Annotated in this window: 13 protein-coding genes, 2 rRNA genes and 1 pseudogene; 8 read left to right on the forward strand and 8 right to left on the reverse strand. The window is 56.5% G+C overall.

Annotation, left to right across the window (positions count from 1 at the left end; all coding sequences use genetic code 11):
- The 3 genes from HMPREF1024_RS0127325 to HMPREF1024_RS05240 form a co-directional block, all read left to right on the forward strand.
- Nucleotides 1–259, forward strand: a 23S ribosomal RNA gene (locus HMPREF1024_RS0127325); the annotation flags it as partial.
- Between the two features lie 96 nt (nucleotides 260–355).
- Nucleotides 356–471: ribosomal RNA gene (gene rrf / locus HMPREF1024_RS05245) — 5S ribosomal RNA — on the forward strand.
- Between the two features lie 442 nt (nucleotides 472–913).
- Nucleotides 914–2,212, forward strand: a complete 1,299-nt coding sequence (locus HMPREF1024_RS05240; protein ID WP_009309473.1) for an MFS transporter — start codon at nucleotides 914–916, stop codon at nucleotides 2,210–2,212.
- Nucleotides 2,213–2,215: 3 nt separating this feature from the next.
- Here HMPREF1024_RS05240 and HMPREF1024_RS05235 read toward each other — a convergent pair whose 3' ends face one another.
- From HMPREF1024_RS05235 to trxC, 5 genes and pseudogenes are all read right to left on the reverse strand, one after another.
- On the reverse strand, nucleotides 2,216–2,539 hold the full coding sequence (locus HMPREF1024_RS05235; protein WP_002914095.1) for a YfiM family lipoprotein: 324 nt from the start codon (nucleotides 2,537–2,539) through the stop codon (nucleotides 2,216–2,218).
- A 41-nt stretch (nucleotides 2,540–2,580) separates the two neighbouring features.
- Nucleotides 2,581–3,936 (reverse strand): CDP-diacylglycerol--serine O-phosphatidyltransferase, encoded by a 1,356-nt coding sequence (gene pssA, locus HMPREF1024_RS05230; RefSeq protein ID WP_002914094.1) that lies wholly within the window; start codon nucleotides 3,934–3,936, stop codon nucleotides 2,581–2,583.
- Between the two features lie 120 nt (nucleotides 3,937–4,056).
- A pseudogene (gene pat / locus HMPREF1024_RS0127335) lies at nucleotides 4,057–6,707 on the reverse strand (protein lysine acetyltransferase).
- A gap of 34 nt (nucleotides 6,708–6,741) precedes the next feature.
- Nucleotides 6,742–7,440, reverse strand: coding sequence for a tRNA-uridine aminocarboxypropyltransferase (tapT, locus tag HMPREF1024_RS05225; protein WP_004174808.1), 699 nt, complete (start codon nucleotides 7,438–7,440; stop codon nucleotides 6,742–6,744).
- A gap of 69 nt (nucleotides 7,441–7,509) precedes the next feature.
- The gene (trxC, locus tag HMPREF1024_RS05220; protein WP_002914091.1) at nucleotides 7,510–7,935 is read right to left on the reverse strand and encodes a thioredoxin TrxC; all 426 of its coding nucleotides are present in this window, start codon (nucleotides 7,933–7,935) and stop codon (nucleotides 7,510–7,512) included.
- 203 nt (nucleotides 7,936–8,138) lie between these two features.
- Here trxC and HMPREF1024_RS05215 point away from each other — a divergent pair, with 203 nt between their 5' ends.
- Nucleotides 8,139–9,224, forward strand: coding sequence for a tRNA/rRNA methyltransferase (locus HMPREF1024_RS05215; protein ID WP_009309476.1), 1,086 nt, complete (start codon nucleotides 8,139–8,141; stop codon nucleotides 9,222–9,224).
- A gap of 58 nt (nucleotides 9,225–9,282) precedes the next feature.
- Here HMPREF1024_RS05215 and ung read toward each other — a convergent pair whose 3' ends face one another.
- The gene (gene ung / locus HMPREF1024_RS05210; RefSeq protein ID WP_004185149.1) at nucleotides 9,283–9,972 is read right to left on the reverse strand and encodes a uracil-DNA glycosylase; all 690 of its coding nucleotides are present in this window, start codon (nucleotides 9,970–9,972) and stop codon (nucleotides 9,283–9,285) included.
- 311 nt (nucleotides 9,973–10,283) lie between these two features.
- Here ung and grcA point away from each other — a divergent pair, with 311 nt between their 5' ends.
- Nucleotides 10,284–10,667 carry an autonomous glycyl radical cofactor GrcA gene (grcA, locus tag HMPREF1024_RS05205; protein WP_002914084.1) on the forward strand — a complete coding sequence of 128 codons (384 nt, stop codon included), beginning with the start codon at nucleotides 10,284–10,286 and terminating at the stop codon, nucleotides 10,665–10,667.
- 45 nt (nucleotides 10,668–10,712) lie between these two features.
- On the opposite strand, the gene srmB is transcribed toward grcA, so the two are convergent.
- The gene (srmB, locus tag HMPREF1024_RS05200) at nucleotides 10,713–12,044 is read right to left on the reverse strand and encodes an ATP-dependent RNA helicase SrmB (protein ID WP_002914082.1); all 1,332 of its coding nucleotides are present in this window, start codon (nucleotides 12,042–12,044) and stop codon (nucleotides 10,713–10,715) included.
- Nucleotides 12,045–12,175: 131 nt separating this feature from the next.
- On the opposite strand from srmB, the gene HMPREF1024_RS05195 reads away from it, so the two are divergent.
- A complete protein-coding gene (locus tag HMPREF1024_RS05195; RefSeq protein ID WP_002914079.1) occupies nucleotides 12,176–12,913 on the forward strand; it encodes a tRNA1(Val) (adenine(37)-N6)-methyltransferase in 738 nt (245 codons plus the stop codon).
- Here HMPREF1024_RS05195 and nadB read toward each other — a convergent pair.
- The gene (nadB, locus tag HMPREF1024_RS05190) at nucleotides 12,898–14,517 is read right to left on the reverse strand and encodes an L-aspartate oxidase (protein WP_002914076.1); all 1,620 of its coding nucleotides are present in this window, start codon (nucleotides 14,515–14,517) and stop codon (nucleotides 12,898–12,900) included. The genes HMPREF1024_RS05195 and nadB overlap by 16 nt on opposite strands.
- 328 nt (nucleotides 14,518–14,845) lie before the next feature.
- On the opposite strand from nadB, the gene rseD reads away from it, so the two are divergent.
- Nucleotides 14,846–14,941 (forward strand): rpoE leader peptide RseD, encoded by a 96-nt coding sequence (gene rseD, locus HMPREF1024_RS32185; protein ID WP_121980491.1) that lies wholly within the window; start codon nucleotides 14,846–14,848, stop codon nucleotides 14,939–14,941.
- On the forward strand, nucleotides 14,938–15,513 hold the full coding sequence (gene rpoE / locus HMPREF1024_RS05185) for an RNA polymerase sigma factor RpoE (RefSeq protein WP_002914074.1): 576 nt from the start codon (nucleotides 14,938–14,940) through the stop codon (nucleotides 15,511–15,513). Before rseD ends, rpoE begins: the two co-directional genes overlap by 4 nt.
- Nucleotides 15,514–15,520: the final 7 nt, after the last annotated feature.

The following is a 15,520-nucleotide window of genomic DNA, read 5'->3' on the forward strand; positions in this document are numbered from 1 at the left end:
CTGCTCCTAGTACGAGAGGACCGGAGTGGACGCATCACTGGTGTTCGGGTTGTCATGCCAATGGCACTGCCCGGTAGCTAAATGCGGAAGAGATAAGTGCTGAAAGCATCTAAGCACGAAACTTGCCCCGAGATGAGTTCTCCCTGAGACTTTAAGTCTCCTGAAGGAACGTTGAAGACGACGACGTTGATAGGCCGGGTGTGTAAGCGCAGCGATGCGTTGAGCTAACCGGTACTAATGAACCGTGAGGCTTAACCTTACAACGCCGAAGATGTTTTGGCGATTTGAGAGAATTTTCAGCTCTGATACAGATTAATCGATACGTTGGTGAGACGTGTTGATAAAACAGAATTTGCCTGGCGGCACTAGCGCGGTGGTCCCACCTGACCCCATGCCGAACTCAGAAGTGAAACGCCGTAGCGCCGATGGTAGTGTGGGGTCTCCCCATGTGAGAGTAGGGAACTGCCAGGCATCAAATAAAGCAGAAAGCCCGGTCGAAAGACCGGGCTTTTTGTTTTTGCGTTTAAAAAGAACCCCGTCCCGAAAGGTGCGGGGTTTTTTGCTGTGTGGGGTATATCTCCCCCGGTGGCGCTGCGCTTACCGGGGCTACAAAAGCGTAGCCCGGACAAAGTGCGCAGCACCGCCTCCGGCGAAAATTACGCCATGTTCGCTCCATTATCTCCTTTCAACGCAAAATAAAACCCCGTCATGGCAATCCCTTCGCCATAATCCACTTTTTCCCTGCCCCTGCGCTGGCGATGATCGCGAAAACCGTGCTTGCGAAAAAAAATGTGAATCCAATCACATATAAAAATATAACAATTATATAACATTTAGTTTACTAATTAATTTGTCTGCGTGACGTGGTACGCCCGACAAGACAGATTGCAGTCTTTGCTGGAGCAATATAACAATGACAGAAAGTAGCATTACCGAACGGGGCGCGCCGGAACTGGCCGATACCCGTCGTCGTATTTGGGCAATTGTTGGCGCTTCCTCGGGGAATCTGGTTGAATGGTTTGATTTTTACGTTTACTCATTCTGCTCGCTCTATTTCGCGCACATCTTCTTTCCATCCGGAAATACCACCACCCAACTGCTGCAAACGGCAGGCGTATTTGCCGCCGGATTTCTGATGCGTCCTATCGGTGGATGGCTGTTTGGTCGGATCGCTGACCGCCGGGGACGTAAAACGTCCATGCTTATCTCGGTCTGCATGATGTGCTTTGGCTCACTGGTGATTGCCTGTCTGCCGGGTTATGCGGTGATCGGCACCTGGGCCCCGGCGCTGCTGCTGCTGGCGCGTCTGTTCCAGGGGCTGTCTGTTGGCGGAGAATACGGCACCAGTGCGACCTATATGAGTGAAGTCGCGGTGGAGGGTAAGAAAGGCTTCTATGCCTCCTTCCAGTACGTTACGCTGATTGGTGGTCAACTGCTGGCTGTATTAGTGGTTGTGGCGCTCCAGCAGGTGCTTAGCGATGAAGATCTCCATGCCTGGGGATGGCGTATTCCTTTTGCCCTCGGGGCGGTACTGGCTATCGTCGCGCTGTGGCTGCGTCGCCAGCTGGACGAAACCTCGAAGCAGGAGACCCGGGCGCTGAAAGAGGCTGGCTCATTTAAAGGGTTGTGGCGCAATCGCCGGGCCTTTGCGATGGTGTTAGGCTTTACCGCCGCCGGATCGCTGACCTTCTACACCTTCACCACCTATATGCAAAAGTATCTGGTCAACACGGCGGGCATGACGGCCAGCACCGCCAGCGTGATCATGACCGCGGCGCTGTTCGTTTATCTGCTGGTTCAGCCGCTATTCGGCGCCTTCTCGGATAAAGTTGGCCGCCGGACCTCCATGCTGTGCTTTGGCGTGCTGGCGACGTTATTTACCGTGCCTATTCTCAGCGCCTTGCAAAAAGTGAGCTCACCCTATGCCGCCTTCGGCCTGGTGATCTGCGCCTTACTGATTGTCAGTTTCTATACCTCGATCAGCGGCATCCTGAAAGCAGAGATGTTCCCGGCTCAGGTTCGCGCGCTTGGGGTCGGGTTGTCCTATGCCGTCGCGAACGCATTGTTCGGCGGCTCTGCGGAGTACGTCGCGCTGTCGCTTAAGTCGGCAGGGATAGAGCACGCGTTCTACTGGTATGTGACGGTGATGGCCGCCATTGCCTTCCTTGTCTCCCTGATGTTGCATCGCAAAGGGAAGGGGTTGCGTCTGTAACGCTTACTGATGAGCCAACTGCCATACAGCGTAGCCGGTGGTCGCGCCGGCGACATCCCAGGCAAAATCCTTCCAGCTCCAGCCGCTCCCAGCCGGGCGGCTGTCCCAAAGCTCTTTTGAGGCGCCAAGGCTGACGGAAAACATCAGGCCGATAGCGGCGCTGCGGTCCCGGCTGTAACCCTGATGTTGCGCATATTCATTGCCAGCGGCAGAGAGCATCGCTGAGGCCAGAAAATGCTGGGCCTTGTCCTGACCGGACCATGCATCATTTGCCATGTGGCTGCAGCCGGTTAACAGCAGCGAAGCAATCACTATTATCGTACGCATAGCGCTTCCAGAAAAAAGCCCCGTCGAGGCGGGGCTGATAGTCAGAGAATACGGCTGATCAGCCGGTCAATGCGGATCCGCCGCAGGCGGCGGATCAGTTTTCGCACTTTCACCGGATAGTCGGCGATACTTTGCAGATCCCGATAATGTTTCACTACCGTGGTGTGGGTGCGGATGAGCTTCAGCTCTTTCTCCCGCATGGCCCCCAGCTGCCGCTTTGGATCGTGGATCAGAATGGCGTTTTCCAGATCGAGCCGCCAGGCGCGCGGGTTCAGGTTGTTGCCAGTGAGCAGCATCCACTCATCGTCAACCCACATGCCTTTCAGGTGGTAGCTGTTATCGTCATCCTTCCACAGGCGGACGATCAGCTGATCGGTATTGACATAATACTGCAGCCGGCTGAGGAAACGCCGCAGGTTGATCTCATACAGATAGGGAAGGGCGCCGATGATTTTAAACGGCTGATCTTCAGGAATGTAGAAATCGTTAGCCGTTTTATCGCCGACAATAATCTCCACCTGTTTTCCGTCGCGCAGCAGCTGGATGATATTTCTTACCAGTACGGCAGGGAGGTTGAAGTAGGGGGTGCAGATCGTCAGCTTGTGTTCGGCACAGGGCATCAGGTGAAAGATGGTTTTATTCAGCAGGCTCGATTTACCCAGGCCTACCAGCGGGGTGACGGAGAGTTCTTCGTCACCAGCGGTGCCGACAAAATGGTAGCTGCGGTCGCGGAGCTCCTGACGGTACTGGCGAATGTCGTTTTTGATTTCCGGGCTTCTTGGCCGATCCGGTCTGTCGAGACGGTTAACGCCGCGCCCCTGAACCAGATTGTTGTCGACCCAGTCGAACATGATGTCCGCCATTTTGCCGTTACGGATGCACTGATAGCGATCATAGCGATACTTATCATGCTGATGCAGATAAACATCATTCAGGCTGGCGCCGCTGTAGAGGACGCAGTCATCAATAATAAAGCCTTTGAAATGGAGAACGCCGAGCGCCTCCCGGGTGTTAATCGGCACGCCGTAAACGGGGATATCTACCCCTGGATTTTCATTGGCCATCCGACAATACCAGTCGGCATTGGTATTAGAGGCGGCGGCGCCGATACGGCCACGCTGAGCGCGGTGCCAGTCCACCAGAACGCGGACATCCAGTTCCGGACGCTGGCGTTTGGCGTCATAAAGGGCCTGCAAAATTCCTTTTCCGCCATCATCTTGCTCCAGATAGAGCGCAATAATGCATATACGCTGAGTGGCGTGGGCAATCCGGGTCAGTAACGCTTCCCTGAATTCCGCAGGGGCGTAAAAGAACTCTACATCATCAACTGACTGAGAAAGCTTAGGGAGTTGGGCAAGGTGTTGTTGATGTTTATTACGCTTAAATTTTGACAACATCACAGTGCGTTTCTTCTCTGTTTATTGAAGGGTCTTCTGTACCATGCAGACGACGTAAGCGGGCAATAATACCATTACTACCCGCTAATGTGGTCAACAATTGCGGTCAGCGTCGCGCGATTATCCCTGATTCAGGGGCAGCGACAGGCTGACAATCCCATCTTCCAGCTGAATATCGACGGTGAATCCCAGCTTTCTGGCGAGGCCTATCATGCCTCGGTTATTTGGCATCGTAATACCATTAAGGCGCTGCAGGCCATGGCTTTGCGTATAGGCGATCAGCTTTTCCAGCAACCTTCGCCCCAGGCCTAACCCTTTTAAATCTGAACGGACCAGAACGGCAAACTCGGCGTCAATATTATCGGGATCGGAGATCGCCCGCGTCACGCCGAGGATCTCGCTCTTCTCTGCGCTGGTCCTGACGGCAACGAACGCCATTTCTCGATCGTAGTCGATCTGGGTCATATTGGCTAAGTCGTCATGGGTAAATTCGTTGATCTCACTAAAATAGCGATAATAGAGATCTTCTTTGGTGACCTGGGCGATAAATGCGAGCAACTGTGGCTCATCTTCCGGGAGGATCGGCCGGAACAGACAGCGATCGCCATTTTTCATCACCACCCACTCCTCCAGTTGGTGCGGATAGGGACGAATAGCGAGACGGCTTTCACTGTCGCCGCTGAAGGGAGCAAGCCCCAGGGTAACGTCCAGCGCCGTAAACTCGTTGCCGGAGGCGAGCAGGGGATGAATATCCAGGCGCTGGATCTCCGGGCAGTCGACGATCAGGTTCGAGACCTGAACCAGCAGCTGGCTTAAGCCAGCGATATCCAGCGGGCGCAAGGCGCTGCGGCCGCGGATCTTCTTATTTTTGATCGCCTGGATCACCAGATAACGCGCCAGGTTCATATTCAGCGGCGGCAGCGCCACGGCGGCCTGGTCCTCGGCCCGCCACTCCACGCCGCCCTCGCCCAGCATAATCAACGGGCCGAAGACGGGATCGTGCTCAACCACTACTCTTAGCTCCTGGGCGCCAGCGCGATTGGCCATGCTTTGCACCAGCAATCCATGGATGCGCGCCTGGGGCCAGGCCAGTTTGACGCGATCGATCATCGCATCTGCAGCCTGCTGCACCTCGGCGGCGGTACGCAAATAGAGCATGACCCCCTGTACTTCCGATTTGTGCGGGATATCCGGAGAACGCAGCTTCAGCGCAACCGGATAGCCTATCTGCTCAGCGATATGCACCGCTTCCGCGCTGTCAGCGGCAATCCAGGTTGCAGCGTGTGGATGCCATAGGCCCGAAGCACCGGGCTGACCTCGTGAGTATCCAGCGTGGTGGCGCCGTCATCTATCGCTTGCTGCAGCAGAGCATGCGCCTCGCTGGTATTGGCGGTTAAGGAGTCTGGTAGCACCGGCGTCTCGCGCAGTTGTTTCTGGTTGCGACGGTATTCCACCATATGCATAAAAGCGGTGATCGTGCCCTCCGGCGTACGGTAGGTAGGGAGGCCGGCATCGCTGAATAAACGTCGCGCTTCCTGCGAGGAAAATTCGCCGCACCAGTTGGTCAGCACGGTGACATATTTACCGCGCGGGTGATGCTTCAGAGCGTCAATCAGGGCCAGGGCACTCTCGGTGCCCGGCGCGGCGGCGCTGGGAGAGTGGATCACCAGCAGCGCGTCATAGTCCTGACTGTTGAGCAAAACATTCACCGCCCGCTGATAGTGTTCGCTACTAGCGTCATCACGTAGATCCAGCGGGTTGGCGATCTCCACGCCAACCGGCAACGCCTGGCGCAGGGCGTCGCGCGTCTCCTCGCTGAGAGTCGCCAGCTTACCGTTTCGCAACCAAAGCTCATCCAGCGCCAGCGCCGCCGGCGCCGCACCGTTGCTGACGATCATCAGTTTTTCACCGCGCAGCGGGCGCATGTGGCTGAGGGTTTCCACCGCAGAGAACAGCTCATGGGTATCCTGCACCCGCAGCAGACCAGCGCGCTGAATGGCCGCATCCCATGCCGGGTCCATCCCGGAATTGGCGTGCAATAGCTTCTGCGCCGCCGGACTACGGCCGCTTTTAATCACCAGGATAGGTTTGTTTCGCGAAGCGCTGCGCGCGGCGGAGACAAAGCGGCGCGCGTCGCTGAGATGCTCGAGGTACAGCAAAATGGCGCTGGTCTTGCTGTCGCGGGCCAGAAAGTCCAGCAGGTCATCGACATCAATATCCAGGCTATCACCCAGGGCGATGAAGTAGGAAAAACCCATCTCGCGCTGTTGCGCCCAGTCAAGGATAGTATTGGAGACGGCGGCCGACTGCGAGATAAAGGCCAGTTTACCGCGATGGATCGGCACCGGTGAAAAGCTGGCGTTCAGCCCTTGCCATGGGGCCAGCAGTCCGAGACTGTTGGGGCCGAGCAGACGCATCTGATAGCGCGCGGCGCATTCGAGCAGCGCCGGGTACTGTTCCGGCTGCGAAGAGAGGATGATGCAGGTCTTGCAGCCTTTTTGCCCTAAGGCTTCGAGCAATTCGAGATTACGCCTGGCGTTAGTACAGAGCACCGCCAGATCCGGCGTAAACGGCAGGCTCTCGATGGTAGGCCATGCCAGTACCCCAAGAACCGCCTTCCAGGCGGGGGTGACCGGCATCACCGGGCCATTGAAGCCGCCGGCTAACAGGTTGCGCATCATGAGATAGCCAGCGCGCTGCGGCTTCATTGATGCGCCAATAACGGCGATGGACTTTGGTCGCAGCAGCGCTTCCAGGCCTCGTTGGCTCATACCGGTCTCCTTTCATCCCAGTGACCGAATGATTTTAAACGTTTTCCACCTGGCCCGCTGTGATACTGCCCTTATGCTGGGTTTTTCCCGCCAGATAGCGGGTCCGGAAGCGGGTGAAGTGCTCGCCAAGCGCAGCGGCGGCCGGGGCATCGCCCGCCAGATCCAGCAGGGCGATGGCCACTTCCGCGGTACAATATTGTCCGTCGGCGTGCGCCTCGCGCAGATGGTAGGCAGAGATGCGCGACAGATCGACGGAGATAATCGGCAGCGCGTCGAGATAAGGGCTCTTACGGAACATTTTGCGCGCTTCGGTCCAGGTGCCGTCGAGCATGATAAACAGCGGCGGTTTACCGGACGGCGGCGCGCTCAGGACCTGGCGCTCCGGCCCGGCATAGGAGGCCGGAAATACGACCATGGGCTGATAATCAGGATGGGCGACCAGATCGAGCAGCGCCTGCGGCGGTTCGGTACGCGACCACTGAAACGCTTCGGTATCTGGCAGAATATCGGCGATGAGCCGGCCAGTGTTGCTGGGCTTCATCGGTTCCGTATCAAACATCACCAGGCAGAAGCGGCTGGCGGCCTGCGCCGAGGTTAACGTGGCGCACAGGCACTGCTTGAGCGGCAGCAGACAGCGCTGGCAGCGGCGGATGCGATTGCCGCGCGCAAGGAAAGGGCGGGTAGCTCGCGCGAGACGTTCGGCGCGCAGGCGAAGGACAGCGTTATCAGTCATGGGAGTCGCTAGTGAAAAACGCTATTGTCGCAGAGGTGAAAACGGGGCACAAGCGGTGCCCCGGAAGGGTTATTGTTGGCCGGCTTCGTTAAGCCAGCTATCGAATGGCGCTTTTGGCACTGCGCCATTGAGCATGTCGATCACTTCGCCATTTTTGAACATCATAATGGTCGGGATGCTGCGGATACGAAACCGGGCGCTAAGCTCACGTTCCGCTTCGGTGTTGACTTTCACAAAACGCATCTTCCCGCTACGCTCTTCCGCGACGTCTTCAAAGATCGGCGCGAAGCTACGGCAGGGTCCGCACCATGGCGCCCAGAAATCGACAACGACCGGCAGATCGTCCTTCAAGAGTTTATCCAGCGTTGCCCCGGTCGCGTTGATGACGTCGCCGTCAAAAAGATCGTGACCGCAGCGTCCGCACTTTGCGCCATCCGCGCTACGATCGTCCGGGAGGCGGTTCAGAGCCTGACAACTGGCACAAACGGTATTCATAACTAACCTCTGGTTATGGGTTGCAACGTGGCACGTGGCCGATATGTTTCTGTGATGTTACATATTATCGATGAAGTGTTATTTGAGGACAATGCGTTTTGTTCGATGAGTGCAATAGAGGCCGGCTTTTAAACGAAATCATGGCGAAGCGATGGCACATCGGGTAATCTGCGCGCTTCGCGCAGCGCAGGTGGAGAAAATTGATGAGCGACGAACTGAAAAATAAAAGCGGCAAGGTCAAAGTGATGTATGTCCGCAGTGATGATGATTCTGACAAACGCACCCATAACCCACGTACCGGGAAAGGGGGAGATCGTCCAGGAAAATCTCGTGTTGACGGCCGCAGCCGCCCTGCGCGTGACGAACGAAACAGCCGCGGCGACGATCGCAAACGTGACGACCGTAAGCGTGACGATCGCAAACGCGATGATTTTCATCGCGACGATGCGTCTCCGTGGCGTACCGTTTCCCGCGCTCCTGGCGATGAGACGCCGGTAAAAGAAGATCACGGCGGGATCAGCGGGAAGAGCTTTATCGATCCGGAAGTGCTGCGTCGTCAGCGTGCGGAAGAGACCCGCGTATATGGCGAAAACGCCTGCCAGGCGCTGTTCCAGAGCCGTCCGGAAGCTATCGTTCGCGCCTGGTTTATTCAGAGCGTGACGCCGCGCTTTAAAGAGGCGCTGCGCTGGATGGCGGCCAACCGTAAGGCCTATCACGTGGTGGACGAAGCCGAGCTGGCGAAAGCCTCCGGCACCGAGCACCACGGCGGCGTCTGCTTCCTGATCAAAAAACGCCAGGGCACTTCTGTTGCTCAATGGGTCGCGAAGGCCGGGGAAGAAGATTGCGTTCTGGCGCTGGAAGATGTGGGTAACCCACATAATCTCGGGGCGATCATGCGTAGCTGCGCGCACTTTGGCGTGAAGGGCGTGGTGGTTCAGGATGCTGGCGTGCTGGAGTCCGGGGCGGCGATCCGTACGGCGGAGGGCGGTGCGGAGCATGTTGAACCGATCACTGGCGACAGCTTTATCGATACCCTCGATCAGTTCCGCAAAGCGGGCTACGCGATTGTCTCAACGTCCAGCCATAATGGTACCCCGCTGTTTAAAGCCGAGCTGCCGAAGAAAATGGTGCTGGCGTTAGGCCAGGAACGTGATGGTCTGTCCGATGCGGCGATTTCCAGCGCCGATCTCAGCGTTGCCATCGACGGTACCGGTAATGTCGAAAGCCTGAACGTCTCTGTGGCGACCGGCGTCCTGCTGGCGGAATGGTGGCGTCAGAACAAGGCGTGATTCGCCTGCCTGAATGCAAAAAAGCCAGCTGATGCTGGCTTTTTTTTATGGCTGTCAATCACTCGCTTTCAGCGGGAAGGACCGGCATCCAGTCGATCGGCGTTTCGCCGCGGTCAACCAGCCACTGGTTGGTCTGTACGAAATGATTGCAGCCAAAGAAGCCGCGATGCGCAGAGAGCGGTGATGGATGCGGCGCCTTCAGCACGCAGTGGCGCTGACGATCGATAATCGCGCCTTTCTTCTGCGCATGAGAGCCCCACAGCAGAAAAACTACTCCCTCGCAATGCTCATTGATTAAAGCGATAACCTTATCGGTAAAGGTCTCCCAGCCCAGACTGGCGTGCGAGTGCGCCTGTCCGGCGCGGACGGTCAGGACCGTATTCAGCAGCAGCACGCCCTGTCGTGCCCAGCTTTCGAGATAACCGTGGATGGGGCGGGTAAAGCCGGGGATCGTGGCCTCCAGCTCTTTATACATATTCAGCAACGAAGGCGGGATCGCGACGCCCGGACGAACTGAGAACGCCAGACCATGGGCCTGACCCGGGCCGTGATAGGGGTCCTGGCCGAGAATGACGACTTTGACATCGCCCAGTTCAGTAAAGCGAAACGCATTGAAGACGTCTTTTTGCGGTGGATAGATGGTGATCCCGGACTGGCGCTCTTCGGCGACGGTCTTCAGAGTATTGAGAAAATAGGGTTGTTGCTTTTCATCCGCCAGCACGTCATGCCAGGTTAAAGGGGTGGTCATCTTGCTCTCCTGCAAAAGGGTCATCGCTATAGCTTAACGGCTTCTTTCTATAGAACAAAATCGGCACGGCCTGATGCCGGCTTTTATGCAAAAAAATTGAAAATTTACAAAATTATTTATAGCTCACAATGGCGTAACTTGATGTAAAACAATAAAAACCTCCTATACCCACGTTGGGTGAGTGGTTTTTATTGATTTATATCAAGGAATGCCGAGGGTGCGGCTGATATATATACACTCATACAACAATGGTTTTACCAATTGGCCGCGAAGAGGCCAAAATCGAATAAACACTGCCTGGGAGGCATCAAATGATTACTGGTATCCAAATTACTAAAGCGGCAAACGACGACCTGCTCAACTCTTTCTGGCTGCTGGATAGCGAAAAAGGCGAAGCGCGCTGCCTGTGCGCCAAAGGTGGTTTTGCGGAAGATGATGTGGTTGCGGTAAGCAAACTGGGTGAAATCGAATACCGTGAAATCCCGGTGGACGTGAAACCGGAAGTGCGCGTCGAAGGCGGTCAGCACCTGAACGTTAACGTGCTGCGTCGCGAAACCCTGCTGGACGCGGTTGAGCATCCGGAAAAATATCCGCAGCTGACCATTCGTGTTTCCGGCTACGCGGTACGCTTCAACTCTCTGACGCCGGAACAGCAGCGCGACGTTATCGCCCGTACCTTTACCGAAAGCCTGTAAGGCTAACGCCAGATGTGAAAACGCCGGGATATCCCGGCGTTTTTTTTACTCATCGCTGGACGCTGATGGCGTCCCGGCCGCGCTTGGCTTCCGGCGCTTACCGATATTTTTCGTATCGCGGTGGCGCTTCTTCACCCGCGGTTTCTCTTTTTCATCTTTTTTCTTCTGCGCACGCTTCGCCAGCACTTTCTTCGATGGCTTACCCGTCAGCTTCTCGCTCGGCGCACGGGTCGTCGGGCGCAGTTCATCGATAACTCTGGCTTTCAACGGCTCTTCAATATAGCGACCAATCTTACCCAGCAGCAGGTGGTCATGAGCTTCGACCAGAGAAATGGCGGTCCCTTTTTTACCGGCGCGGCCGGTACGACCGATACGGTGCAGGTAGGTATCCGCGGTACGCGGCATATCGAAGTTAAAGACGTGGCTGACGTCCGGAATATCGATACCGCGGGCAGCGACGTCGGTGGCGATCAGCACGTTGACGCGGCCGTCGGTCAGGCGCTTGATAGCTTCGTTTCGCTTGGCCTGCACCATCTCGCCTTCCAGCCAGCAGGTGTTAATCCCGGCCTCACGCAGCCAGTTAGCCAGCTCATGCACGCGCTCGCGCTTACGCACAAACACGATAGCGCGGGTGGCTTCCGGCTGTTGCAACAGATTCACCAGCAGTTTGGTTTTATGTTCGATATCGTCGGCGCGGTAGTACCACTGATGGATTTTCTTACGCTCGCGGGTTGACGGATTGGCGGAAACTTCAACCGGCTCCTCCAGCAGACGCTCAGCAAAGTCTTTGATCGCATCGCCTTCCAGCGTCGCTGAGAACAGCATAGTCTGCTTGCGCCAGCGAGTTTCACCGGCGATGGTTTCGATATCCTGGGCAAAACCCATATCCAGCATGCGGTCGGCTTCATCGAGGATTAGGGTCTCGACGGCGCGGCAGTCGAAATTCTCTTCTTTAATATATTGCAGCAGGCGACCGGTGGTGGCGACTACGATGTCCTGGTTTTCGCTGAACACTTCCGCGTGGTTCATGTACGCCACGCCGCCGGTAATGGTAGCAATGTCCAGATGGGTATGCTTCGCCAGCTCGCGGGCGTGGTCGGCCACCTGCATCGCCAGCTCACGGGTCGGCGTCAGGATAAGAATGCGCGGCGGGCCGGATTTCTTACGCGGGAAATCGAGCAGGTGCTGCAACGCTGGCAGCAGATACGCCGCCGTTTTACCGGTGCCGGTCGGCGCTGAACCGAGAATGTCACGGCCATCGAGCGCAGGCGGAATAGCGGCGGCCTGAATGGCTGTCGGGCGAGTGAAACCTTTATCCTGGAGGGCTTCCAGCAGGTTTTCGTCGAGTTCAAGTTCGGAAAAAGTCGTTACAGTCATGTTCTACCTCTGAGTGGGCCGCCGATTATAGACGTTACTGACGTAATGTTCATCTGTTTGTAAGGCTATCTGTTCTCCGGTATTGTGCATAGCCTTAGGTTCAGGAGTTTTTGTCGGCAAGGTTATTGAGGATGTCTCAGTCGAAGTTTGCGCTGCCGCGCAATGGTTTTACCTTCAAACGGTTCTTTGTCGCTCACGATCGCTGCGCCATGAAGGTGGGTACCGACGGCATTTTGCTGGGCGCCTGGGCGCCGATTGCCGGAGTGAAGCATGTGCTGGATATTGGCGCGGGCAGCGGCCTGCTGGCGCTGATGCTCGCGCAGCGTACCGGAGATGATGTGCATGTCGAGGCGGTAGAACTGGACGAAGAGGCCGCCGCTCAGGCGCGGGAAAACGCCCTCGCGTCGCCGTGGGCTTCGCGGATTGAGGTCTGGCAGGCCGATATTCATCAGTGGCAGCCGTCGCAAACTCGACGCTATGAACTGATAATCAGTAATCCGCCCTTTTTTGCCGAAGGCGTGCCATGCGCGACCTCGCAGCGAGAGCAGGCGCGGTACACCACGACGCTCGATCACGCCTCCCTGCTGACCTGTGCCGCAGAGCATATTACCGAAGAAGGTTTTTTTTGCGTGGTGTTGCCGGTGGATATTGGTAATGCGTTCATCGAACGGGCAAGGGCGATGGGCTGGCATCTGCGACTGCGTACTGACGTGGCGGAGACCGAGCTGCGACCGCCGCATCGGGTGCTGCTGGCTTTCTCCCCGACGGCAGGGGAGTGTTTCAGCGACAGGCTGGCGATCCGCGGGCCAGAGCAGCAATATTCGGAAGGCTTTACCGCTCTGACCGAGGACTTTTATCTCTTTATGTGAGCCAGGGGCGAGAGTATCGACGGGCCGCTGTCAGGCAGCGGCTGCGGATAGTCGAGGGTATAATGCAGACCGCGGCTCTCCTTACGCAACATCGCGCAGCGTACGATAAGCTCCGCCACCTGCACCAGATTGCGCAGTTCCAGCAAATTATTCGAGACGCGGAAGCGGGCGTAATACTCATCCAGCTCCTGTTGGAGCATGGTAATGCGCCGCAGGGCGCGCTCCAGCCTGCGGGTGGTGCGCACAATCCCCACGTAATCCCACATCAGCAGGCGCAGTTCGTGCCAGTTGTGCTGGATAACCACCAGTTCATCCGGGATCTCCACCTGACTTTCATCCCATGCTGGCAGCGTGGCGACCTTCTGGGCGAGCGGCAGGCGCCGGGTAATATCCTCCGCGGCGGACCAGCCATAGACCAGGCACTCCAGCAACGAGTTCGACGCCATACGATTCGCGCCGTGCAGCCCGGTGTAGCTGACTTCGCCGATGGCGTATAAACCATCGACGTCGGTGCGGCCATTATCATCCACCATCACGCCGCCGCAGGTGTAATGCGCGGCGGGGACGACCGGCACCGGCTCTTTGGTTAAATCAATTCCCAGGCCGAGCAGCTTTTCATAAATCATCGGGAAATGCTGGCGAACAAACGCCTCGGGTTTATGGCTGATATCAAGGAACATACAGTCTACGCCCAGGCGCTTCATTTCATGGTCGATGGCGCGGGCGACGATATCGCGCGGGGCCAGCTCGCCGCGCTCGTCAAAGTCCGGCATAAAGCGGGTGCCATCCGGGCGTTTAAGGTGGGCGCCTTCGCCGCGCAGCGCTTCAGTAAGCAGGAAATTACGCGCCTGGGGGTGATATAGCGCGGTGGGGTGGAACTGGTTAAACTCCAGATTCGCCACCCGACATCCCGCCCGCCAGGCCATCGCAATCCCGTCTCCGGAAGAGACGTCGGGGTTAGTGGTATATTGGTAAACCTTCGCGGCCCCGCCGGTAGCGAGTACTACGGCTTTCGCGCTGCAGGTTTCCACCCGCTCTTTATTACGATTCCAGATCCATGCCCCGACCACCCGGCGGGTGCCCGGCAGGCCAATCTTATCCGATACGATCAAATCGACGGCATTGCTGCGCTCAAGGATGCGGATATTAGGATGGGCAAGCGCTTTATCGACCAGCGTCGTCTCTACCGCTTTGCCGGTGGCGTCGGCGGCGTGAAGAATGCGCCGATGGCTGTGCCCCCCTTCGCGCGTGAGATGATAGCTCTCTTCGCCATTGGCCTGGACCTGGGTGTCAAACAGCACTCCCTGATCGATAAGCCACTGGACGCATGATCGGGCGTTGCTGGCGACGAAGGTGACCGCATGACGATCGCAGAGTCCCGCGCCGGCGATGAGGGTATCTTCGACATGGGATTCAATACTGTCCGTCTCATCGAAGACGGCGGCAATCCCACCCTGGGCGTAGAACGTCGAACCTTCGCTGATCGGCCCTTTACTCAGCACTGTCACCGAACTGTGCTCAGCCAGGCGCAGGGCAAGGGAAAGACCGGCAGCGCCGCTGCCGATAATCAACACATCACAAGAGAAGTCAGGAGTGGTATTCATTGTCTTTGTTTAATTTACTAAACACATTTAGCTCACAATAGCACCGGTCCGTGAGGAATCGTACAATTTTTTTGTCTGCTGTTGTGACGGCTAAACAAAAGGCGAACGGAAACGGCGTCTTGCGCGCTGAAAATGAGACGCGGGGAAGGTTGATGGCATTGGATTTTATAGTGAAATAAACGGCGTGTTACGATACCCTTCAGACGGGCCTGCGCTTTTTCTTATTGACTTACCTATCGTTTAGCAACCTGGGCATATAATGATTGATAACGATCTGCCGCCGTTGCCAGACAAAAAACAAAAAGCGTAACGGAACTTTATTGTTTTCATGCACTCCAACAGTCAGCTTGCTCATAATGCAGATTTTGGGTGGTGTTTTGAAGACGCATGGGAATTGGGTTTGGGGAGACATTACCTCGGATGAGCGAGCAGTTAACGGATCAGGTCCTTGTTGAACGGGTCCAGAAAGGAGATCAGAAAGCGTTTAATTTGCTGGTAGTGCGCTATCAGCATAAGGTCGCGAGCCTGGTTTCCCGCTATGTACCGCCGGGCGATATCGCTGACGTTGTTCAGGAATCGTTCGTTAAGGCATGGCGTGCGCTGGACTCTTTCCGGGGAGATAGCGCTTTTTACACCTGGTTATACCGTATCGCCGTCAACACGGCGAAGAATTATCTGGTTGCTCAGGGGCGCCGTCCGCCGTCCAGCGATGTTGACGCCAACGAGGCGGAAAACTTCGAAAGCGGCGGGGCGTTGAAAGAAATTTCGAACCCTGAGAACTTAATGTTGTCAGAAGAACTGAGACAAATAGTTTTTCGTACCATTGAATCGCTCCCGGAAGATTTACGCATGGCAATTACGTTACGGGAGCTGGATGGCCTGAGCTATGAAGAGATAGCCGCTATCATGGATTGTCCGGTTGGGACGGTGCGTTCGCGTATCTTCCGGGCGCGAGAAGCTATTGATAATAAAGTTCAACCGCTTATCAGGCGTTGACGATAGC

This window comes from Klebsiella sp. 4_1_44FAA (genome assembly GCF_000238715.1).
Lineage (GTDB): Bacteria > Pseudomonadota > Gammaproteobacteria > Enterobacterales > Enterobacteriaceae > Klebsiella > Klebsiella pneumoniae.

Bases quoted from the DNA above. Each gene is read 5' to 3' on its own strand.
- HMPREF1024_RS05240 (WP_009309473.1), top strand. From the start codon at position 914: ATGACAGAAAGTAGCATTACCGAACGGGGCGCGCCGGAACTGGCCGAT.
- HMPREF1024_RS05235 (WP_002914095.1), bottom strand. From the start codon at position 2,539: ATGCGTACGATAATAGTGATTGCTTCGCTGCTGTTAACCGGCTGCAGC.
- pssA (WP_002914094.1), bottom strand. From the start codon at position 3,936: ATGTTGTCAAAATTTAAGCGTAATAAACATCAACAACACCTTGCCCAA.
- tapT (WP_004174808.1), bottom strand. From the start codon at position 7,440: ATGACTGATAACGCTGTCCTTCGCCTGCGCGCCGAACGTCTCGCGCGA.
- trxC (WP_002914091.1), bottom strand. From the start codon at position 7,935: ATGAATACCGTTTGTGCCAGTTGTCAGGCTCTGAACCGCCTCCCGGAC.
- HMPREF1024_RS05215 (WP_009309476.1), top strand. From the start codon at position 8,139: ATGAGCGACGAACTGAAAAATAAAAGCGGCAAGGTCAAAGTGATGTAT.
- ung (WP_004185149.1), bottom strand. From the start codon at position 9,972: ATGACCACCCCTTTAACCTGGCATGACGTGCTGGCGGATGAAAAGCAA.
- grcA (WP_002914084.1), top strand. From the start codon at position 10,284: ATGATTACTGGTATCCAAATTACTAAAGCGGCAAACGACGACCTGCTC.
- srmB (WP_002914082.1), bottom strand. From the start codon at position 12,044: ATGACTGTAACGACTTTTTCCGAACTTGAACTCGACGAAAACCTGCTG.
- HMPREF1024_RS05195 (WP_002914079.1), top strand. From the start codon at position 12,176: ATGTCTCAGTCGAAGTTTGCGCTGCCGCGCAATGGTTTTACCTTCAAA.
- nadB (WP_002914076.1), bottom strand. From the start codon at position 14,517: ATGAATACCACTCCTGACTTCTCTTGTGATGTGTTGATTATCGGCAGC.
- rseD (WP_121980491.1), top strand. From the start codon at position 14,846: ATGCACTCCAACAGTCAGCTTGCTCATAATGCAGATTTTGGGTGGTGT.
- rpoE (WP_002914074.1), top strand. From the start codon at position 14,938: ATGAGCGAGCAGTTAACGGATCAGGTCCTTGTTGAACGGGTCCAGAAA.